Source organism: Hathewaya massiliensis (assembly GCF_902143515.1).
Lineage (GTDB): Bacteria > Bacillota > Clostridia > Clostridiales > Clostridiaceae > Hathewaya > Hathewaya massiliensis.
In genome coordinates this window covers 240986-262718 of the sequence record NZ_CABFVD010000003.1, presented here as the reverse complement: position 1 = coordinate 262718, position 21733 = coordinate 240986, and the positions used below count along the sequence as shown (strand labels likewise).

The following is a 21733-nucleotide window of genomic DNA, read 5'->3' as shown; positions in this document are numbered from 1 at the left end:
TAAGTTATGAGAGCGTTGGGTATTGTAGAATTAAATAGCATAGCTAAAGGAATAGAGCTTACAGATATAATTTTAAAATCTTCTGAAATAGAAATTCTATATTCAAAGCATACTTGTCCAGGAAAATATATGATTATTATAACTGGGGATGTAGCTTCTATTGAAGAAGCTATAGACAATGCTATGCCAAAAGGAGAAAAAAATATTATAGGTAGCTTTATTTTACCAAATGCCCATGAAGATCTTATAAATGGAATAAATAAAAAATTCAATATTGATGTAAAAGCTATAGGAGTAATGGAGTTTACTTCTATAGCTTCTGGAATCATAGCTTTAGATAAAGCCCTAAAATCAGGACAAGTAAAAATTATAAGATTTAATTTAGGAAATTTAATAGGTGGAAAATGTTATTTTGTTATAACAGGCTTTGTAAGTGACGTAGAAGAATCTATGAAAAATGCAGAAAACTCCATAGACAGCAAAAAAATTCTTAATAAAATAGTAATTCCGTCACCAGATTTAGAACTAACTAATTGTTTATAATTTAAATTTTACATAAACAAACTAAATTAAAGAAAGAAGGGAACAAATAATGGGAATCAATGAAATTATAATGTTTATCATGGTAATATTCATGGTATTAGGAGCAGTAGACAAAATTATAGGTAACAAATTTGGTCTAGGCGAAAAGTTTGAAGAAGGTTTCATGGCAATGGGTGCTTTAACACTTGCAATGGTTGGAGTAGTTTCATTAGCTCCAGTATTAGCTAAAGTATTACAACCAGTAGTAGTTCCAGTATTTAAAGCTGTAGGAGCAGACCCATCAATGTTTGCAACAACATTACTTGCTTGTGACATGGGTGGATATCCTCTAGCAAAACAAATGGCTTTAACTCCACAAGTAGGTGAGTTTGCAGGATTAATATTAGGATCAATGATGGGACCTACAATAGTTTTCACAATTCCAGTAGCATTAGGTATCATAAAGAAAGAAGATCATCCTTTCTTAGCAAAAGGTGTATTAGCAGGTATTATAACAATTCCAGTAGGATGTCTTGTAGGTGGAGTATTAGCAGGTTTACCAATAGGTGTAGTTGTTAAAAACTTAATTCCTATCATAATCTTCGCTATATTAATAGCAATAGGATTATGGGCTATTCCAGAAAAAATGATAAAAGGATTTACTGTATTTGGAGTATTCGTTACTGCAGTTATTACAGTTGGTTTAGCAGCAATTATAATAGAAACATTAACAGGTATAGTAGTAATTCCAGGTATGGCTCCAATTTCTGAAGGTATAAATATAGTAGGAAGTATTGCTATAGTATTAGCAGGTGCTTATCCACTAGTTCACGTTATAACAAAAGTATTTTCAAAACCATTAATGAAGGTTGGTTCTTTATTAGGAATAGGCGACGTAGCTGCAGCTGGTATGATAGCTACATTAGCTAACAACATTCCAATGTTTGGAATGATGAAGGATATGGATGAAAGAGGAAAAGTTATAAACGTTGCTTTTGCAGTAAGTGCAGCATTCGTATTCGGGGATCACTTAGGATTTGCAGCAGGTGTTAATAAGAGCATGATAACTGCTATGATAGTAGGTAAATTAGTTGGTGGTATTACAGCTGTTATAGTAGCATCTTTCTTAACTCCAAAAAAAGCAGAACAAAAATAGTTTTTTAATAATAATTTCCTAAAGCACTTAAACTTAAGTGCTTTAGGTTTAATAAATATATTGCTTCAAAATTTTCTTAAAGGAGAGAAGACAAATGGAAAACATAGATGCAAAGGTAATAGAAGAAATAGTAAGAAAAATAATAACAGAGCAAGTATCAGGAGCAACAAGCAGTTGCCCAGCATGTGATTTTGAAAAGCATGTAGATAAGAGTGGAATATTATCAGTTAAATTAGATACAGTTAAACCTGAAAAATTTGATACAGGTAAAGAAGGAGACAAAGTACTTCTTAAAGATGTAGTTACTTTAGAAGAAAGCCCAAGATTAGGTTGCGGACTTATGGAAATGGAAGAAACAAGTTTTGCTTGGACATTAAAATATGACGAAGTTGACTATATAATCGATGGAACTTTAGAAATCGATATAGATGGAAGAAAAGTTGTAGCTAATAAAGGTGAAATAATCTTTATACCAGCAAACTCATCAATCCATTTCACAGTGCCTAAATATGCTAGATTTATGTATGTAACATATCCAGCAAACTGGGCAGAACAAGAATAGTAAACATACCCCCACTAATTTAGTTAGTGGGGTTTTTTTATGCACATATTTATAATGCTTTCTTAAACTTAGAAATCCGTTTATAAGTTCTTCTATTAAGATTACAAATCAATACTTATTATGATATAATATTTTTTGTCTACAAAGTTTACAACTTAAAAAACAAAGGAGGAATCTTTTATGTATAAATTAATTGCCTTAGATTTAGATGGAACCCTACTTAACAACGAGAGTAAAGTATCGGAAGAAAATATATATAATATAAAGAAAGCTAGAGAACAAGGAGTTAAAATTGTTCTATCTTCAGGAAGACCAATTGAGGGTGTAAAGAAATATATAAAGGAACTAGAGCTTATAACAGAAGAGGATTTTACTGTTACATATAATGGAGCTTTAGTTCAAAACAACTTAACCAATGAAGTTTTATTTGAAAAACCTTTAAGCATGAAAGATTATAGGTTATTATATGATTTAAGTAAAGAATTAAAGGTAAATATTCATGCCTTAACAGATAAGGTGGTATTAACACCTAAAATGAGTAAATACACTAAGCTTGAAGCTGACTTAAATGGAATAGATATAATAGAATGTGATATAGAAACTTTGCCCGAAGATACTAATATAGTAAAAGTAATGTTCATAGATGAGCCAGAGTATCTAAAGGAAGTTATAGAGAAAATACCAGAGGAAATTAGTCAAAAGTATACCATGGTACAAAGTGCACCATTTTTCTTCGAGTTTTTAGATAAAGAGGTAAATAAGTGGACTGGGGTTAATGCATTAGCTGAAAAGCTAGGGATAAAAAGAGAAGAAGTAATATGCGTAGGTGATGCAGGCAACGACTACCATATGATTAAAAATGCAGGGCTTGGTGTGGCTATGGGAAATGCCTTTGATGAGATTAAGGAGTGTGCAAAATATATAACGGGAACAAACGAAGAACATGGGGTTTCACAAGTTATTAAGGAATTTATATTAAATAAATAAAAACTAAAGATGGGGGGATTAAATGAAAACAAGATTAAAGGGGTTATTTTCTGATAAGGAGTTTTTCACAGTTCTATTTAAAATTGCATTACCAATAGTAATTCAAAATTTTATAGCTTCTTCTTTAAATATGGTAGATACTCTTATGATAGGTAAAGTTCAAGAAGCTAAAATAGAGTCTTTAGCAGCTGTAGGGATTGCAAATCAATATTTTTTCTTTTTCAACCTTATTATATTTGGACTTTATAGTGGGTGTTGTATATTTATATCACAATATTGGGGACGAGAAGATAAAAAGAGTATTAAGAAAGTTTTGGGAGTAAGTTTGGTATCTGGATCTATAATAGCAATTATCTTTACTATAATAGGATTAATAGCTCCTAATTTTATAATATCCTTATTTAATAAGGATGCAAAAGTTATATCACTAGGAGTGGACTATTTAAGAATAGTTGTTATAAGTTATATATTTACTGCAATCAGCTTTGCCTTTAGTTTTGCTTGTAGAAGTGTAGGACAAGCGACTATACCTATGTTTGTAAGTTTAATAGCACTTGTTACTAACACTATATTAAACTATGCACTTATATTTGGAAAGTTTGGAATGCCTGTTATGGGAGTAAAAGGTGCAGCACTTGCTACTTTAATTTCTAGGGTAATAGAAACTGTAGTTTTACTTATTATAATATACACTAAGTCAGACGTACTAAATGCAAAAATAAAAGAATTACTGGATTTCAACATGGGTTTTGTAAAACACATTTATAAAACCATATCACCAGTTATTATAAACGAGACTTTATGGTCTCTAGGAATGTTAGTATATGCTATGGCATATGGAGTAATAGGAAAAGAAGCTGTAGCTGCTGTTCAAATATGTAATACAGTTCAGAATTTATTTTATGTTATAATTGCAGGTATATCAAATGCTTGTGCTGTAATGATAGGAAATATTATAGGGTATGGTGACAAAGAAAAGGGAATTGATTACTCCTTTAAGTTTTCTATTTTTGGAACTTTTGTAGGTCTACTTTTAGGAATAGCACTTATAATATTCTCACCTCCAATAGTTAAGTTTTTTAATGTAGATTCCTATGTATATTCAGCATCTATAGGTGTACTTAATATTATGGGCATAACCATGGCAATTAAGGTATTTAATAGAGTATTAGTAGTAGGAATCCTAAGAGGAGGGGGAGACACTAAGTTCTCCATGTATTTAGAAGTAGGAACTGTTTGGCTTGTAGGAGTTCCACTAGCACTACTTGGATCTTATGTATTTAAAGTATCATTAAATATATTATTTATACTTATTACCATGGAAGAAGTGGTGAAATTTTTTGTAGGAGTTCCAAGAGTTATATCAAAACGATGGGTAAAAGATTTAGTGAATTAAATCCTAAGAAAATAAAACCTCGTAAAATTAAAAAATATTTATGTATAATAAAGGTTATTCTTATTCATAATAAGAATAACCTTTTATATTTTTTGTTAGGAGAGTTAAATGAAAGATAATTTAACAGATAAACAAATTGGGACGCTTGTATATAGTACATTAGTTGGGTATGGGATCATATCTCTACCTAAAGACATAACTTCATATATGGGAACTACAGGATGGTTCAGTGTAATATTATGTGGAATTATAATAATAATATTTTCCATTATAATAATTAATATTATGACTACTTTTAGGGGCAAAAATTTTTATCAAATTAGTTCACTATTAGTAGGAGAAAAAATCACCACAGTATTTTGTATAGTATACTCAATATATTGCTATATATTTTATGTAATAATTCCAAAGGGATATACAGAAATTATAAAGGTAACAAGTTATAGTAATACGCCTTTTTGGTTTTTTGAGATGCTAATTTACATAGTTTGTATTTATGCAGTTATAAAAGGAATAAAAACTATAGGAAGGTTAAGTGAAATATATGCATTAATAACTTTTGTTGGCATTTTAGGGATTGGCATTTTAGTTTCTTTTGAAGGAAAGATAATAAACTTATTCCCTATATTCTATATTAAAAATATAGGAAATCTCATAGGAGGAATGTATCAAAGTTTTCTACCCTTCTTAGGAATAGAATGTTTATTTTTTATGAAATATGATAAACAAAATAATAAATCAAAACAATATGTAATCTCAATTATTGCAATTATAATTTTATTATATATATTTATCATAGAGGTTTGCATTTCTGTTTTAGGAACACAGGAAGTTATAAGATATAATAATTTAGTTCTCACAGTATTAAGAAGTATAAGCTCAGCTTATTTAGAGGTATCTACGAGGTTAGATGGGATATTTTTAATTCTTTGGACAATGAAAATCATACTAAGCTGCATTATTTTTGGATATGGATCTGCACTATTTTTAAATTTAGCTTTAAATAAAAAAAATAGTAAATATAAAAATAAAATTATTTTTATATTGTCCTTAATAGCATTTTTATTAGGTTTTTTAAATGTGAAGATTTCAAAGTTAAATAGTCTACTATCAGTATCAACATCTATTTTTGGGGTTTTTACCGCCGTATTAATACCACTATCATTGTTTATAATTATGAAGGTGAAAAAATATGATAAAAAGGTTTAAAAAACATATTTCTATCTCTCTTATTATTACTATTTCATTTCTTTTTACAGGATGTTGGGATTATAAAGATTTAAATGAAAAGAGTATTATAATTACCATAGGGGTAGATACAGATGATGATGATATAGTTTTTACTGGGGAAGTATTAAAAAGTAACTATAGGATTAGTACAGAACAAGGAAACCCAAAAACTGAACAAGGAACTTATACATATATGGGAAGGGGAAGTAGTTTTGAAGAAGCAAGATTAGATTATGATTCTAAAAGTTCTTTTAACGAGTTTTATGGGGGACTTAGGAGTTTAGTTTTTAGTGAGAAATATGCCAGGGAAAGAGGTATAGAAACATATTTAAATAGATTTAATTTATCTTATAACTATAGAAAATCAACAAGTGTATGTATTACTAGAGAACCTTGTAATCAACTATTAAGTAGGAAATTAACAAATAATATATCAGTTGGATTAGATATTGATAACACACTTAGATATTTAGCAGATACAGGAGAAGGTCTTTATATACAAGTAGGAGAAATTATTTCAAAGTTAGAGGATAAAAGTATAGGATATTTAATACCTTATATAGGTGTGGAAAGTGATACCATAGTTCTTTTAGGCTATGCAGTAATGGAAAATAATAAATTAATAGATATAATTCCAGTAAAGAATGCTCAAGGAATAGTATATTTACTAGGTAAAAAACCTAAGCTACAGCTTGCTATACCTAAGCCTTCAGACCCAAGCAATAGAATATCTTATGAAAATGAGTTAAAGAATAAAAAAATAAAGACCTATTATAAAGACAATACGCCCATAATAGATATAAATATAAATTTAGTAAGCAATATTAAATATCAATATATTAGAAAAAGTATATCTAAAGAAGAAATTAAGAACATAGAATTTAAAATAGAAGAAGCTACTAAAAAGCAAATTGAGGATATCATTGAAAAGTCTCAAAAACAGTATAAGGAAGATTTTTTAGGGTTTGGGAATTATTTTAGAGGACAAAACTATAGTATATATAAAAATATTGATTGGAAAAAAGAATATTTAAAGGCAAAAGTGAATGTAAATGTTAAGACAAAAGTTTTATATACGAATTTAAATGATCCTAACTCTGAGGTTAAAAACTAAGGAGATGCTACAATGGAAGAAAACAAGAGGGTTTTAGATTTTTTAAAGCTTATAAAAGAAGATGATTTAGGAATTGGATTTAGGGAATTAGAGAAAAATGGTATAAAATTTTTCGTATGTTATATACCAGAAATAACTGGAACAGAATTATTATCTAAATATATTATAAAACCCTTATTAGAGAGCAAGGAAGAGGATATTACAATTTCAAAAATATATAGGTCGATTGTACTTGTACACAATGCCAGCATAAAGAGTGATATTAGTGAAGCAATGGAGTATATGTTAAAAGGATATTCAATTATTTTTAGTATAGAGGAAGAAGAGTATATAATATGTAATACAAAAGAAGTTGAGAAGAGAGCGATATCAGGGCCTAAATTACAAGATGGCTTAAAAGTTCCAAGGGATGCTTTTACAGAAAATATGGATACTAATATTTCCTTAATAAGATATAGAGTAAAAGATGCTTCCTTAAGAATAAAAAAAACTGAAGTAGGAAGACGCACTAAGACAGAAGTTGCTCTTGTATATTTAGATGGAGTTGTAGACCCAAAGTATGTTAATAAATTAAGTAGGAAGTTAGAAGAGATTGATATAGATGGAGTTTTTGAAGAAGGGTATATTCAAAAGCTTCTATCTGATAAAAAATTCAATCTATTTCCAACTATGTCCTTAGCTGAAAGGTCTGATAAGGCAAGTGCTAGCATTTTAGAAGGAGCTGTATGCATATTAATAGAAGGTAGTGGAATATCTCTTATTGTACCAAGTACCTTTGTGGATTTTTTTGATGCTGGTGATGATCATTATCAACAATCTTATATGTCTGTACTATTAAAAATTATAAGATATATTTCTGTTATGATAAATTTAGGGGCATCTGCTTTTTATGTATGCATAGTAGGATATAATTCAGATATTATGCCCTTTAAATATATATTAACCTTATCGTACTCAAGAAATTATGTTCCAGTAAGTGCATTTCTAGAAGCATCTATAATGGAATTGATTGTTCATATATTAGTAGAGGCTAGTTTAAGGCTACCTAAAGCTGTAGGTCCAGCAGTAGGTATTGTGGGAACCATAGTAATAGGTCAGGCTGCAGTAGCAGCAGGGTTAGTTAGCCCTCTAATGGTAATAATAGTATCATTATCCACCATGTCATCCTTTGCTTTGCCAGACTATAGCTTTATGGAACCTATAATAATACTTAAATTTTGCTTAATTATTTTATCGGGTATTGTTGGATTATATGGATACATTATAGGTATTACTTTAATTCTAATAAAAATGATTTCACAAGATAGTTTAGGAGTGCCTTATGGCGCACCTATTGCACCATTTAACCTTAAAGAAACTTTTAAGTTTTTACTTAGTGATGTTAAGATGTTTAAATATAGAAAATCTTATTTAAGACCACAGAATAAAAAAAGAAAAAACTCTAACTGAAAATAATCATATTAGGATAAGGACTTTTAAGCTTAAGAGGGAGTAAAAACCCCCTCTTAAGCCAATAACTCTGGTTACAGAAATGAATATTTACTATTATATAAGTAAAACCAATATTTTATGAAAAGTTGCATATATTCAATATATCATGAAAAATTGCATATATGAACTTCACATGATATTATTAATACTGTGATATATGAAATTTTTTATAGAGGAGAATAATAATGAAGAGTATTTTCTTAGATACAGAAACTACTGGATTAAAACCAGGTCAAATAGCGCAGCTTACTTATGTTATAGAAGAAAATAAAGAATTAGTTGGAATGAAAAATTATTTCTTTACAGTAGATAGCGTTGAGATAGAGGCTGAAAAAGTTCATGGCTTTAGTAAAGAAAAATTAGAAATTTTATCTGAAGGATTTTCCTTTGCAGATTTAGCCCCTGAAATACAAGAGGATCTTCAAGATGGAATTATAATAGCTCATAATATAGGTTTTGATAAAAAGTTCATAGAGGCAGAATTTCAAAGAATATTTGAATTACCAGGATATTCAAAGGAGTTTTGTACTATGCAGTACTTTAAAGACATATTAAAACTACCATCAAGAAATGGTGTTGGATATAAAAATCCAAGGTTAGAAGAAGTAGTAGACTTCTATCATATAGATAAAAGCCTAATAATGGATAAGGCTAAAATGTTGTTTGGTTGTGAAGATATTGACTTTCATGATGCAAGATATGATGTTACTGCCATGTATATGTGCTGCTTAAAATCAAAAAATAGAACCAAAGTGAATTCACCCTTCTGGAGTGAAGCTTTAGAAATTTTCAATAAATAGTTGGTGATCCTATGAAAACTTTAATTTTAGCTGAAAAACCTTCTGTTGGAAGAAATATAGCAGATGCTTTAAATTGTAAAGAAAAAAAAGATGGGTTTATTGAAGGAAAAGATTTTATAATAACATGGGCTTTTGGACATCTTTTAACTTTATATGATTGTAAAGATTATAATAAAGAAATGGCACTTTGGAGTATGGAGAAATTTCCGTATATACCCTCTAAGTTTCAATATAAAATTAAAAATTCCTCTAAAAATAAAAATGCCATAGATTTAGGTGCTAAAAAGCAACTGGAAACTATTAAAAAGTTAATAAGTAGAGATGATGTAGATAAAATAATATCAGCTACAGACTATGATAGAGAGGGAGAGACCATAGCCCTTTTAATATTTGATTATTTAGAGGTTAAAAAGCCTATATATAGAATACTTATAAATGAATGGACACCAGATGAAATAAAGCGTGGTATGGATAGTTTAAAGAAAAATGAAGAGATGAGACTTCTTCAAGATGCAGGAATTAGTAGACAAATTACAGATTGGGTAATAGGAATAAACTTTACTTCTGTTGCAACTATGAAGTATTGTAGGGGAAAAGGAAACTTACTTAATGTAGGAAGAGTTTTGATGCCTACTTTAAAAATGGTATATGACAAGGATATGAAAATTGAAAAGTTTAAATCGGAAAAATACTTTGAACTTTATGCGGATTTCAAGGGAGAAAAAGGAGAGTATAGAGGCAAGTTCTTTCATGAAAAGTTAGATAAGTTTCCTAAAAAAGAAAGTATAGACAGACTGATTAAGGAATTAGAAGGAAAAGATGGAGAAGTCATAGAAAAAAAAGTGGAGCTCAAAAAAGATTATCCACAATCATTGTTTAACTTAACAAATCTGCAGGGATATATAACTAGTAAATATAAAGGGTGGACTGCAGATAAAGTATTAAAAGTTGCCCAAAGTTTATATGAAAAAAAATATATAACATATCCAAGAACTTCTAGTACAGCTTTAGAAGAAAGCTTAAAAGACAAGGCAAAGAAGGTTTTAAATAATCTTATAAAAGATATACCTTTCAAAGAAGAAATAATATTTTCAGAGAGTAAAAAAGTATTTAATAATGATAAAGTAGAGAGCCACAGTGCTATAATACCAACATACATAATGCCTAAGGGCTTATCAGAGGATGAGAGCAAAGTATATAAGGCTATAAAAAATAGATTTTTAGCTCAATTTATGGAGCCAGCTCAATTTGAGCATACAGAGATAGTAACATGCATAAAAGGCGAAAAATATAGTAGATTATTTTCAACTAAGGGTAAAATTTTATTAAAAGAAGGTTGGCTTAAGCTTGAGGGCTACGAAAAGAAAGATGAACTTTTACCTGAAATAAATAAAGGTGATAAAGTAGAAGTTATAAATTTAAAAATGGAGAGTAAGAAAACTAAACCACCTGCTCATCATACAGAAAAGACTTTACTTAAAGCTATGGAAACCTGTGGTAAAAATTCAGATAGTAATGATAGTAATAATGAAGAGAATGATGAGGCGACCATTGAAGTTTTAAGTGGGTATTCTATAGGCACAGCAGCTACAAGGGCAGAAATAATAAATAAGCTAAAAACTGCAGGTTACATAAAGACTAAGGGTAAATCTCTTATTATAACGGAAAAAGGAATAAATCTAATAGAAACTTTTCCAATAAAAGAGTTATTAGATACAGATTATACAGGAAGAATGGAAAAAGCTCTATCAGATATGGAAAAAGGTAAAATTGAGAAAGATGTATTTTTAAATTATATCTACAAGTTTACTAGAAGAGGTGTGGAACAAATAAAAAGAGGTTCCAAAATACTTATTTGTGATAGTAGGGACATTGAACCATCAAAAGCAACTAAAACTAAGTAGTGGTCCCAAATACTTAGTTGGGATAGTAGAGAAATAGATTTAAAAGAGAAATTACCTCAAAAGAAAAGATATAAAAACATCTTTCTTTTGAGGTATATTTAATTTAAAATGTCTTCTATTAGAAGATCTTCTCTCTCTTTTAAATCAATAAATTCTTCCTTCACGAGAATAAGAGGTTTTGAAATATTATTTAAATCCATTTTAATTATTTTACCTATAGAATTATTATTTAATTTAACCATTTCACCAGTAAAATAATCACTTATTCTTTGTATAAAAACATTTAGATATACAGAATCTAATTTATCTATATGTTCTTTTTGCATAATGTCTAAGGCCTTAAAAGCAGATACTTTTTTAGCGTATACTTTATTAGAAGTCATGGCATCATACATGTCTGCTATACCAACTATTTTACCAAAATTTGATATATTACTACTTCTTAATCCCAGAGGATATCCAGAACCATCAATTCGCTCATGGTGCATTAAAACTGCAAGAGATACGGAAGAGTCCATATAAGGTATTTTTTTTATGATTTCATAAGCTATAATTGGATGTTTTTTTACTATATCAAATTCATCTTTAGTAAGTTTTGAAGTTTTGTTTAGTATTTTTTGAGGTAATTTAGTTTTCCCTATGTCATGAAGAAGACCAGCATAGGTCAACAAAGTAATATCCTTTTGTGAAAAATTAAGCCATTTTCCCATCATAGAACTTAGCACAGAAACATTTACTGAGTGTCTTACTAAATATTCATCAACTTCCCTTTCATTAGAAATTGATTTTAGGGCATTGGTATAATCAGTTATGTTACTAACTATGTTCTTAGAAACTTCCCGTATATTGTTTAACTTTGGTTGGGATGTAAATTTTAAAGAAAAAAGAATCTCATCTACACTAGCGCTTATGCTTTCAAATATAGCTTCACTTTCTAAAAATTTAGTTTTTTCTGAAATATCATTAATTTTGTCATCATAGGCAGAAAATGAAGATAATATAACAGGCACGCTGTTGTAAGAAAAAATATTATTAAGTTTTTCAATTAAGGCTTGATTAAGTTCAGTATGTTTATTTAAAAGCTTAGTTTCCCCCATAAATACATCCTTAGCTATAATCATGCCTTCTTTTAAGTCAAAACTATTAACTAAAACATAATCCTCTTTACCCATAAACCTCTCCTTATAAAGATTAATTTATAAGCAATCCAAAGTTATACATGGAAAGAAGGAATCTTCACCTCATGACTTTTATCTCCAATACCCCTTGCTGTTTAAAATGGAGCAAAGAATTAGTAAAGTTTCCTAATAAGAATTTTTAAGCTTTACTTGAAGTAAAAATCTCTCTGAATTTAAGAAGTATTACAAATATATTCCATGTAATTCCAAGAATTACTTAAACATTAAAGTGTATATGTTATTAATTATAACATAATTTATAAGTATATTAAAATTAATATTTTAATTTGATTTTTAAATCTATAAATCTATAAATCTAATAAATTTAGTATTTAAATTTATTAGATTTATAGATTTATTTTAATGTAATATATTAGTTAGTTTTAAAATTTATATAAAATAAGGATTTTAAGACAACTTGGAAACTTATATAGTATTTAAAACTTAGGTTGAATATTGTGAATTAATATTATATAATAATAATAATCAATAAAATCTAAGACGAGGTGATTTTGTGAAAATAGAAATCATTAAAAATAAGGAAGAAATCAAAAATGGTGGTATATTGATACCGGTATTTACTGAAAACCAAAATGCACATGTAGGAAAAGAACATATAGAAATACTTAATGGATTAATAAATAATAAAAAGTTTAAGGGTGACATAGGAGAGCAAGTTACAATAAATATATTAAAAGAAGATAAAATTTTTCCAATTGTGTTCTTCGGACTTGGAAAACAAGAAGAATTAAATAGTGAAACAATAAGATTATCATTAGGTAAAGCCTTAAGAAAGATAAATGAAATAAAGGAAGAAGAGATTACCTTAAACTTATTTAAATCAGATAAAGTTTGTGTTAAGAGAATGGTTAAGTCCATTGTTGAGGCGGCATTATTAACAGAGTATTCATTCCAAAAATATTTATCAAAGAAAAAAGAGTTTCATCTTAATAAGTTAAACTTAATCAATTTTAATAATGAAATAGATTTTGAAGATGCTAAATTAGCTATAGAAGAGGCAGAAATTTTAGCAAGCACAACTATTTTAGCAAGAGACCTTGTAAATGAGCCTGCAAATATACTAGGACCTAATGAACTTGCAAAGGCAGCAGAAAAAGCAGGAGAAGAATATGGTTTTGAAGTAGAAGTGTTAAAAGAGGATGCAATAGAAGATCTTCATATGGATGCCTTCTTAGCTGTAGCTAAGGGATCTAAAAAAAGTCCAAGATTAATAGTTATGAGATATTTTGGAGATAAAGATAGTGAAGAAATATTAGGATTTGTAGGTAAGGGATTAACTTATGATAGCGGCGGATACTCAATTAAGCCAACTGATGGCATGGTTACAATGAAATCAGATATGGGAGGATCTGCAGCGGTCATAGGAGCTATTAGTGCTATTGCTAAAAGCAAGCTTAAGATAAATGTGGTTGCAGTAGTTGCAGCATGTGAAAACTTAATTTCAGGTAAGGCATATAAACCAGGAGATATAATAAATTCTATGGGAAATAAAACTATAGAAGTTTTAAATACAGATGCTGAAGGAAGACTTACTTTAGTTGATGCTGTTTATTATGCAATCCATAAAGAAAAAGTAACAAAAGTAATAGATATTGCTACATTAACAGGAGCTGTCTTAGTAGCTTTAGGTAAGGATGTAACTGGACTTGTAACAAATAATAATGAGTTCTTAGAAAGCCTTAAAAAGGCATCAAATATGTCAGGGGAAAAAGTATGGGAACTACCTAATTTCCCAGAATATAAAAAATTAATAAAATCTGATATAGCAGACTTAAAGAATATTGGTGGTAGATGGGCAGGAACTATAACAGCAGGATTGTTTATAGGAGAATTTGTTGGAGATACACCTTGGGTTCATATGGATATAGCAGGTACTGCATGGAAAGATAGTGAAGAGAGCTATTTTACAAAAGGTGGTACAGGTGTAGGAGTTAGAACTTTATACTATTTAGCTAAGTCTATGAATTCATAAAAAGTTGGTTGTAGAGATTTAAATAAATATACTAAAAAACGTCGATTAATGTTAATCGACGTTTTTTTAGTATATATTTTGTAATTAAGTACAAAATATTTATACATAAAGCTTTAATCTAAATTTCTTAGAGTTATATTTAACTAAAGATTGTGTAATTACATTTTCTTTAACTGAAGATTAAGTAGTTATGTGTATTATTTAATTTAGTATTATTGTGTAATTATATTGATTCTAACTAAGGAGGAGAAATCATGGAAGAAAAAAGAAAGTTATCGCATACTGCTTACGGCGGTATAAAAGGTGAGGACTATGTACCATTCATATCTTCCGATGTAGTAGTGCCAGAAAGTACAGCAATTTCATTTATTATAGGTATATTATTTGCCATAATTTTTGCTGCTGCTAATACTTATTTAGGTCTAAAAGTGGGACTTACAATTTCTGCTGGTATTCCAGGTGCCATTTTAGCAACAGGCTTATTAAAATTCGGATTTAAAAGAAATAATATTTTAGAATCTAATATGATATCATCTATTGCTGCTGTTGGTGAATCCATAGCAGGGGGGATAATATTCGTTCTACCAGCTATAATTTTATGGGGCTTAGAATTAAAATTAAGTACTATATTCATGGTTACAGCCATAGGTGGTTTAGTTGGAGTTTTCTTTGTAACTCCTTTAAGAAGATTTTTAATAGTTGAAGAACATGGAACTTTAATATATCCAGAAGCCATGGCTGCAGCGGAGGTTTTAGTTACAGGAAGTGAAGGAGGTTCCGCTTTTAAGACCGTTTTACTTGGTCTTGGAGGAGGAGGACTTTACAAATTATTATCTGGTGGCTTTAGTTTCTGGTTAGAAGAACCTGAATGGGTTATAAAACCTGTTGGTGGTACCATATTTGGTATTGATACTATTGCATCCTTAATGGGGGTTGGATATATAGTAGGACTTCAAGCATCACTATATATGTTTGCAGGTTCCCTAGTAGCTTGGCTTGGATTAATTCCTTTAATAAAATATATAGGTGAAGGCTTAGCTAGTCCTATATTCCCTTCTACAGAATTAATAAAAAATATGGGAGCATGGGAAATATGGAAAAACTACATTAAATATATAGGTGCAGGTGCAGTTGCAACTGGTGGGTTTATAAGTCTTGCAAAATCACTACCTACTATATTTAAGTCATTTAAATCAGCTATGTCTGGTATAGGTAAAGGTGCATCAAAGCATGAAGAGAGAAGAATGGATAAAGATGCTCCTATTACTTGGGTTATAGCTTCTGCTATTTTAGTTTTCTTGCTTTCATGGCTATTACCAGGTATTAAAGTAGGCGTTTTAGGGTCAATACTTGTGGTTGTATTCTCATTTTTCTTTTCAGTGGTATCAGCAAGAATGGTTGGAATAATAGGTGCTTCTAACAATCCAGTTTCTGGGATGACTATAGCTACCTTATTAATAGTTACATCAGTGTTGAAGCTTACAGGAAATGTTGGAGATAAAGGTATGATGACAGCTATACTAATTGGAGGAATAGTTTGTGTTGCTATTGCCGTAGCTGGTGGAACAGCTCAGAGTTTAAAAACTACATACATTATTGGAGGAACACCTAAAAGTGTTCAAATAGGTATGTATTTAGGACTTATATGTTCTGCAGTGTTTTCTGGAATGGTAATATTAATGCTTCATAGTACTTTCGGAATAGGTACAAAAGACGTTGCAGCTCCCCAAGCTACATTAATGGCTGTAGTTGTAAAGGGAGTTATGACAGGGCAATTACCTTGGATATTAGTTATAGTAGGTGCAGTTATAGCTATTTTCTGTGAACTTGTAAAGTTACCAATACTTCCAATTGCTCTAGGCTTATATCTTCCAATACATTTAAATGCAGGAATACTTTGTGGTGGTATAGTTAGATTATTGGTAGAGAAAAAGTTTAAACATAAGGAACAACAACAGAAAGAACAAGTAGAAAAAGGAATACTATTATCTTCTGGTATAGTTGCAGGAGATGCTTTAATGGGTATTATTATAGCTATTTTTGCTACATTAAATATAGATATAGCCTTTGGAAAAAAAGTATATCCTATGTTAACAGGTAATTCAGGGTTTGCTACCATAATATTTTTCTTATTTGGACTTTGGATTTATAGATTTTCCACAAGAGTAGAAAGAGAACGATAAAATGTAAATATAGAAGAATCATAGAAATTAAATGGTTGATTTTTATATTTTTACAGTCTATACTCAAAGTATATAGTTTCTTTTATAAGAAAGGGGGGAACTTGAAATAAAAATTTAACTATTTTTATTTCAGGGTAAGATTATGGATATAAATAAAAAGATTGATGAGATGAGGGAAGACCTTATTAATAGTACGGCAGAGTTAATCAAGATTAAAAGTCTTGAGGGTGAAGCAAAAGAGGGAATGCCTTTTGGTGAAGATCCTGCAAAAGCATTAGCATGTGCACTTGACATTGCGAAAAGATTAGGATTTAAAACTGTAAACTTAGATAATTATGTTGGATATGCTGAAATGGGAGAGGGAGAAGACTATGTAGCTGCTTTAGGACATTTAGATGTTGTTCCTGAAGGAGAAGGATGGATATACCCTCCATATGGAGCAGAAATTCATGATGGGAAAATGTATGGAAGAGGAACAACAGATGATAAGGGACCTATAGTAGCAGCTTTATTTGGAGCTAAAGCTATAATGGACTTAGGACTTTCAACTTCAAAGAGAATAAGAATAATCTTTGGTACCAATGAAGAAACTGGTAGTAAAGAATTAGAATACTATTTAGAAAGAGAAAAGGCACCAGTCGCTGGATTTACTCCAGATGCTGAATATCCTCTAATTAATGGAGAAAAGGGATTAACTTCTTTTGATCTTATAAAGGAATTTAAATCTTCTGAAGAGGGAGATATAGTTATAGAAAGCATTACTGGCGGTCAGGCATCTAATATGGTTCCAGACCACTGTGAAGCTCATTTAAAAGTTAAAGATGCTAAATGCATAATTGAAAAGTTAGAAGCTTTTGCAAAGGAAAAATCTTATGAACTATGTGCAGAAGAAAAAGATGGTATGGTAGTTATAAAATCTAAGGGAGAATCTGCTCATGGAAGTACTCCACAATTAGGTAAAAATGCTATTATGCAATTATTTGCTTTCCTAGGAACTTTAGAAATTTCTAATAAAGAAGTTTCAGATTATGTTAAGTTCTTAAATGATCATATTGGTATGGAGTTCCATGGAGAATCCTTTGGAGTTTGCCTAGAAGATGAAGTTTCAGGAAAACTTTCATTTAATACTGGAGTAATAAAAATGGATAGTAAAAAATCTGTTTTAACATTAAATTTAAGATATCCTGTAACTAAGAAATTAGATGATATGATGGAACCTTTCAATAAGACTATTGAAGGTACTGGATTAAAAGTAGAGAATTTCTCACACCAAGAACCTCTTTATTTTGAACCAGAACATCCATTAGTTAAATCATTACAAAAGGTTTATACAGAGCAAACCGGAAAAGAAGCAGAGCTAATTTCAATTGGTGGAGGAACATATGCAAAGGAAATGCCTAACATACTAGCATTTGGACCTATGTTCCCAGGAGACCCAGATTGTATTCATAAGCCAAATGAGTTTATAACCTTAGATAATTTAGTTTTAAATGCTAAAATATATGCTCATGCACTATATGAATTAGCTAAATAGTGGTATAATTAAATATTATGGGTAAATGTTATAATTAAGTATTATAATAGACTTAGGACAATATATCTAATAAGCATGCAATTTAAACTTTGCATGCTTATTTAAAGTTTAAATGGACTATTAAAAAATAGAGGGGGGGAAGTTTAGTAAAAATTAGATCTGTAATAAACTATAGAATTACTTATACTTTACTTACAGTTTTGTTTTTTACTAAATATTAATATGAAAATAAAAGATTTAGAAATAGGGAAAATAAATCTTCCTATAATAGGAAGTTACAAAGAACAAGGAAGAGAAATTAAAGATCCAAAAGAAATTGTAATAAAACTTATAACAGAAGATGGTGAAATAGGCATAGGAAGTGCAGTAACCACAGCTGAAATTACTGGAGAAATAGAATCTTCTATAATAGGTGCTATTAAATTTATAAAGCCTTTAATCCTTGGTAAGAGCATAGATTGCAGAGAAGAAATAATGACTATATTAAATAGAAATTTAGTAAATAACAATTCTGCAAAAGCAGCTATTGATATGGCTATCTATGATTTGTTCGGTAAAAAATATAATATACCTCTTTATAAATTATTTGGTGGATTCTCAAAATCTATTGGTACAGATATAACTATTAATTATGGAACCATTGAAGAAATGGTTACAAAATCTGTAGAGGCTAGTATGGCTGATTGCAGAAATTTAAAAATTAAAATAGGATATAATGATGACGTAGAAGGAGACCTTGATAGGGTTTTTGCTATAAAAAAAGCTATAAAAAGAGGAACTACCATAAGAATAGATGCTAATCAAGGGTGGAGACCTAAAGAGGCAGTAAAAATTATAAGAAGAATAGAAGATATGGGACTAGATATTGAGTTTGTAGAACAACCAGTTAAGTCTTGGGATCTAGAAGGCTTAAAGTATGTCACAGACAATGTAGAAACTGAAATATTAGCAGATGAAGCTGTAATGGGAGCACCAGAAGCATTTAAAATAATTAAAAATAGGGTTGCAGATTTAATTAGTATAAAATTAATGAAATGTGGTGGTTTCCATAATGCTATAAAGATTTATAATATGGCAGAGACTATGGGAATAAAATGTATGATGGGATGTATGACAGAAAGTAAAATAGGTATTACTGCAGCTGCAAGCTTCGCAGTAGCAAAACATAATATGATTAAAGCTGATTTAGATACCATGCTTATGTTTTCACAAGAGTCTATAAAAGGTGGGGTAGAGTTAAAAAATGATATTTTAACTCTTTCAGATAAACCAGGCTTAGGCATAGAAGAAGTTAAGGGATGGGAGAAGATAGAATAATACTATTAACTTGAATAAATCCAAAATCTTTGGTAAAATAATTCAACCAAGATTTTAAGTATATATGAGGTGATAGGCTTAATGGATGAAGTAAAAAAAGAATTAGAAAAAGAAATCCAAGTTCAAATAGAAAAGGAAAAACTAAAAGATACTCTTACTATCATAGATGAGGAAATAAAAAAGGTAGTAGAAAAGAGAAAGAATTTTATAGGTGAATTACTAGAGTATAGAAAGAAGTTCATAGAAGAGTATAGAGATGATGAAGATAAGGTTATTGAGTACTTCGATCATGAAAAGTTTGTTACAGAAGAAGCCTTCAATTATATGGATAGAAGATTAAAAGAACTTACTACTTTAAAGGAATCACCTTACTTTGGAAGGATAGATTTTAGGGAAGAAGAGTATGGCATAGAAAATATATATATAGGTAAGTTTGGACTAATAAAAGAAGGAGATTTTGAGCCTATTATAGTAGACTGGAGGGCGCCAGTTTCTTCTCTTTTTTATGAAGGTAAGGTTGGTGAAGCTAAGTATAAGGCACCAAAAGCAGAAATACCAGTTGAAATATTGGGAAGAAGGCAGTATATAATTAAAAACTCAATTTTAAAGGGTATGTTTAATTCAGACTTAGATGTAAAAGATGAAATATTACAGATGGTTCTTTCTAAAAATGCTAGTGATAAACTTACTGATATAGTAATGACCATACAAAAAGAACAAGATTCTATAATTAGAGAATCCTACTTAAAGACAATAGTTGTAAATGGAGTTGCAGGTAGCGGTAAAACAACTATTGCTCTACATAGGGTTGCTTACCTTCTATATAACAATAGAAAAAAATTAGAAGACAAAATTCTAATCCTAGGGCCTAATGGCATATTTATGGATTATATATCCAATGTGTTGCCTAGCCTAGGAGAAACTGCAGTAAAGCAAGATACCTTTTGGGACATGGCAGAAAAGCTTTTAAATCTAGATATGGAAGTAATACCTCATAAAGAGTATTTTGAAAGAATTATAAAGGGTGAAGAAGATTTAACTGAGGATTTTCTTTATAAAAATTCAGAAGAATATATAGAAGCTTTAAATAACCTTATAAAATACTTAGAAGAAAATAAATTTAAACCTAGACAGGTTGAATTTAGAGAAAAACAAGTTTTTAGTGAAAAAGAAATAGATGAATTATATAATAATCACTATAAATATATGCCTCTATATAAGAGAGTTTCAAAGATAAAAAGAATAATAATAGCAAGATTAAAGGACTTTAGAGATGAGGAAGTAAGAAGTATAAACAAATCATATGATGAAAAATGCAAATCTCTTTCTGAAGAGGAATTAAAACTTAATGAAAATCATCTAGAATTTAAGAGAAAAAATCTTGTAAGAGAAGTTATAAAAGATTTTGTAAAGACTAAGGAGTCCTTAAACTGGTTAGATACAGAAGATGTAGTATCTTTATACCATGAGTTTAATAAGTATAAAAAGCTTACCCCAGAAGACCTAGCACCAATATTATATCTTAAAATAAAGTTAGAAGATTATAAGATAAAGGATGAGATAAAGCATGTAATTATTGATGAGGCACAAGACCTAAGTAAACTACAATTTATGGTTATTAGAGCGATTACTGGCGCATCAGCCTTTACCATCTTAGGAGATAAAAATCAAAGAATACTTCCACTAGAAGGTGAACTACCTATGGAAAACTTAAATAGTATATATAAAGATTTAGATATAAAACATTATAATTTAGATAAAAGTTATAGGTCTACAGTAGAAATTATGGAATATGCTAATAAGTTTTTAGAGAAGGATACTATAGTTCCACTAGTTAGAAGTGGTGATAAGGTATGGGAAAAACAAGTTCATTCAAAGGAAGTTCTAAAAGAATGTATATTAGAAAGAATTTTAAGATATAAAGAAGAGGGCTATGAAAGTGTAGCTGTAATATGCAAGGATATAAATCAGTGTAGAGAAATACATGAGAGTATAAAACATAAGGTTCACATAAGATTATTAGATAGTGATGATTTAATATATAAAGGTGGACTTGTAATTATTCCTTCATATTTTGCAAAAGGTCTAGAGTTTGATGGTGTTGTGTTTATTATGGATGAGAGAAAAGAAACAGCATCAAAATATATTAATAGTGGCAAAATGAACTATATAATGTCTACAAGAGCTCTTCACAAATTATCAGTATTGAAACTGAAATAAGTAAATACCTACAATATAAGTAAAACTTATAAGACTAAAAAGCTAATAAAATTAGCAAAAATCATAAGACTAATAGAGCTATAAAAGAGTATTATAAAAATTTAACATATATATAATAAAAGCCATGTATAAATTAGGAGAAATAA

The 21733-nt window shown here is 29.5% G+C and carries 16 protein-coding genes; 15 read left to right on the top strand and 1 reads right to left on the bottom strand.

Annotation, left to right across the window (positions count from 1 at the left end; genetic code table 11):
* The first annotated feature begins 6 nt into the window (after positions 1 to 6).
* The 10 genes from FNZ64_RS08280 to FNZ64_RS08235 all read left to right on the top strand — a co-directional run bounded on the left by FNZ64_RS08280 (position 7) and on the right by FNZ64_RS08235 (position 11162).
* The gene (locus tag FNZ64_RS08280; protein WP_142414325.1) at positions 7 to 543 is read left to right on the top strand and encodes a BMC domain-containing protein; all 537 of its coding nucleotides are present in this window, start codon (positions 7 to 9) and stop codon (positions 541 to 543) included.
* A 49-nt stretch (positions 544 to 592) separates the two neighbouring features.
* Positions 593 to 1678 carry an ethanolamine utilization protein EutH gene (eutH, locus tag FNZ64_RS08275; protein ID WP_142414324.1) on the top strand — a complete coding sequence of 362 codons (1086 nt, stop codon included), beginning with the start codon at positions 593 to 595 and terminating at the stop codon, positions 1676 to 1678.
* A 94-nt stretch (positions 1679 to 1772) separates the two neighbouring features.
* Positions 1773 to 2240: a cupin domain-containing protein gene (locus FNZ64_RS08270; protein WP_142414323.1), complete on the top strand. Its 468-nt coding sequence runs from the start codon at positions 1773 to 1775 to the stop codon at positions 2238 to 2240.
* Positions 2241 to 2420: 180 nt separating this feature from the next.
* Positions 2421 to 3227 carry a sugar-phosphatase gene (yidA, locus tag FNZ64_RS08265; protein ID WP_142414322.1) on the top strand — a complete coding sequence of 269 codons (807 nt, stop codon included), beginning with the start codon at positions 2421 to 2423 and terminating at the stop codon, positions 3225 to 3227.
* 22 nt (positions 3228 to 3249) lie between these two features.
* Complete coding sequence (locus FNZ64_RS08260; protein WP_142414321.1) at positions 3250 to 4623, top strand: MATE family efflux transporter; 1374 nt, start codon at positions 3250 to 3252, stop codon at positions 4621 to 4623.
* A gap of 108 nt (positions 4624 to 4731) precedes the next feature.
* Positions 4732 to 5832, top strand: coding sequence for a GerAB/ArcD/ProY family transporter (locus tag FNZ64_RS08255; RefSeq protein ID WP_142414320.1), 1101 nt, complete (start codon positions 4732 to 4734; stop codon positions 5830 to 5832).
* Positions 5816 to 6967, top strand: a complete 1152-nt coding sequence (locus tag FNZ64_RS08250; protein WP_142414319.1) for a Ger(x)C family spore germination protein — start codon at positions 5816 to 5818, stop codon at positions 6965 to 6967. Before FNZ64_RS08255 ends, FNZ64_RS08250 begins: the two co-directional genes overlap by 17 nt.
* Positions 6968 to 6979: 12 nt before the next feature.
* Complete coding sequence (locus FNZ64_RS08245; protein WP_142414318.1) at positions 6980 to 8416, top strand: spore germination protein; 1437 nt, start codon at positions 6980 to 6982, stop codon at positions 8414 to 8416.
* A 227-nt stretch (positions 8417 to 8643) separates the two neighbouring features.
* Positions 8644 to 9258: a 3'-5' exonuclease gene (locus FNZ64_RS08240; RefSeq protein ID WP_142414317.1), complete on the top strand. Its 615-nt coding sequence runs from the start codon at positions 8644 to 8646 to the stop codon at positions 9256 to 9258.
* An 11-nt stretch (positions 9259 to 9269) separates the two neighbouring features.
* Positions 9270 to 11162 carry a type IA DNA topoisomerase gene (locus tag FNZ64_RS08235; RefSeq protein WP_142414316.1) on the top strand — a complete coding sequence of 631 codons (1893 nt, stop codon included), beginning with the start codon at positions 9270 to 9272 and terminating at the stop codon, positions 11160 to 11162.
* A 98-nt stretch (positions 11163 to 11260) separates the two neighbouring features.
* Here the strand turns inward: FNZ64_RS08235 and FNZ64_RS08230 are convergent, their stop codons facing one another.
* Positions 11261 to 12334 carry an HD-GYP domain-containing protein gene (locus FNZ64_RS08230; protein ID WP_142414315.1) on the bottom strand — a complete coding sequence of 358 codons (1074 nt, stop codon included), beginning with the start codon at positions 12332 to 12334 and terminating at the stop codon, positions 11261 to 11263.
* Between the two features lie 520 nt (positions 12335 to 12854).
* Here FNZ64_RS08230 and FNZ64_RS08225 point away from each other — a divergent pair.
* The 5 genes from FNZ64_RS08225 to FNZ64_RS08205 all read left to right on the top strand — a co-directional run bounded on the left by FNZ64_RS08225 (position 12855) and on the right by FNZ64_RS08205 (position 21587).
* Entirely contained in the window at positions 12855 to 14333 is a 1479-nt protein-coding gene (locus FNZ64_RS08225) for a leucyl aminopeptidase (protein WP_142414314.1), read from the top strand.
* A gap of 251 nt (positions 14334 to 14584) precedes the next feature.
* Positions 14585 to 16516: an OPT family oligopeptide transporter gene (locus FNZ64_RS08220; RefSeq protein WP_207705521.1), complete on the top strand. Its 1932-nt coding sequence runs from the start codon at positions 14585 to 14587 to the stop codon at positions 16514 to 16516.
* A 142-nt stretch (positions 16517 to 16658) separates the two neighbouring features.
* On the top strand, positions 16659 to 18050 hold the full coding sequence (gene pepV / locus FNZ64_RS08215; RefSeq protein ID WP_142414312.1) for a dipeptidase PepV: 1392 nt from the start codon (positions 16659 to 16661) through the stop codon (positions 18048 to 18050).
* 222 nt (positions 18051 to 18272) lie between these two features.
* The gene (locus FNZ64_RS08210) at positions 18273 to 19367 is read left to right on the top strand and encodes a mandelate racemase/muconate lactonizing enzyme family protein (protein ID WP_142414311.1); all 1095 of its coding nucleotides are present in this window, start codon (positions 18273 to 18275) and stop codon (positions 19365 to 19367) included.
* 81 nt (positions 19368 to 19448) lie between these two features.
* On the top strand, positions 19449 to 21587 hold the full coding sequence (locus FNZ64_RS08205; RefSeq protein WP_142414310.1) for a HelD family protein: 2139 nt from the start codon (positions 19449 to 19451) through the stop codon (positions 21585 to 21587).
* The last annotated feature ends 146 nt before the right edge of the window (positions 21588 to 21733 follow it).

Excerpts from the sequence above, each read along its gene's own strand:
- FNZ64_RS08280 (WP_142414325.1), top strand. The coding sequence starts at position 7 with ATGAGAGCGTTGGGTATTGTAGAATTAAATAGCATAGCTAAAGGAATA.
- eutH (WP_142414324.1), top strand. The coding sequence starts at position 593 with ATGGGAATCAATGAAATTATAATGTTTATCATGGTAATATTCATGGTA.
- FNZ64_RS08270 (WP_142414323.1), top strand. The coding sequence starts at position 1,773 with ATGGAAAACATAGATGCAAAGGTAATAGAAGAAATAGTAAGAAAAATA.
- yidA (WP_142414322.1), top strand. The coding sequence starts at position 2,421 with ATGTATAAATTAATTGCCTTAGATTTAGATGGAACCCTACTTAACAAC.
- FNZ64_RS08260 (WP_142414321.1), top strand. The coding sequence starts at position 3,250 with ATGAAAACAAGATTAAAGGGGTTATTTTCTGATAAGGAGTTTTTCACA.
- FNZ64_RS08255 (WP_142414320.1), top strand. The coding sequence starts at position 4,732 with ATGAAAGATAATTTAACAGATAAACAAATTGGGACGCTTGTATATAGT.
- FNZ64_RS08250 (WP_142414319.1), top strand. The coding sequence starts at position 5,816 with ATGATAAAAAGGTTTAAAAAACATATTTCTATCTCTCTTATTATTACT.
- FNZ64_RS08245 (WP_142414318.1), top strand. The coding sequence starts at position 6,980 with ATGGAAGAAAACAAGAGGGTTTTAGATTTTTTAAAGCTTATAAAAGAA.
- FNZ64_RS08240 (WP_142414317.1), top strand. The coding sequence starts at position 8,644 with ATGAAGAGTATTTTCTTAGATACAGAAACTACTGGATTAAAACCAGGT.
- FNZ64_RS08235 (WP_142414316.1), top strand. The coding sequence starts at position 9,270 with ATGAAAACTTTAATTTTAGCTGAAAAACCTTCTGTTGGAAGAAATATA.
- FNZ64_RS08230 (WP_142414315.1), bottom strand. The coding sequence starts at position 12,334 with ATGGGTAAAGAGGATTATGTTTTAGTTAATAGTTTTGACTTAAAAGAA.
- pepV (WP_142414312.1), top strand. The coding sequence starts at position 16,659 with ATGGATATAAATAAAAAGATTGATGAGATGAGGGAAGACCTTATTAAT.
- FNZ64_RS08210 (WP_142414311.1), top strand. The coding sequence starts at position 18,273 with ATGAAAATAAAAGATTTAGAAATAGGGAAAATAAATCTTCCTATAATA.
- FNZ64_RS08205 (WP_142414310.1), top strand. The coding sequence starts at position 19,449 with ATGGATGAAGTAAAAAAAGAATTAGAAAAAGAAATCCAAGTTCAAATA.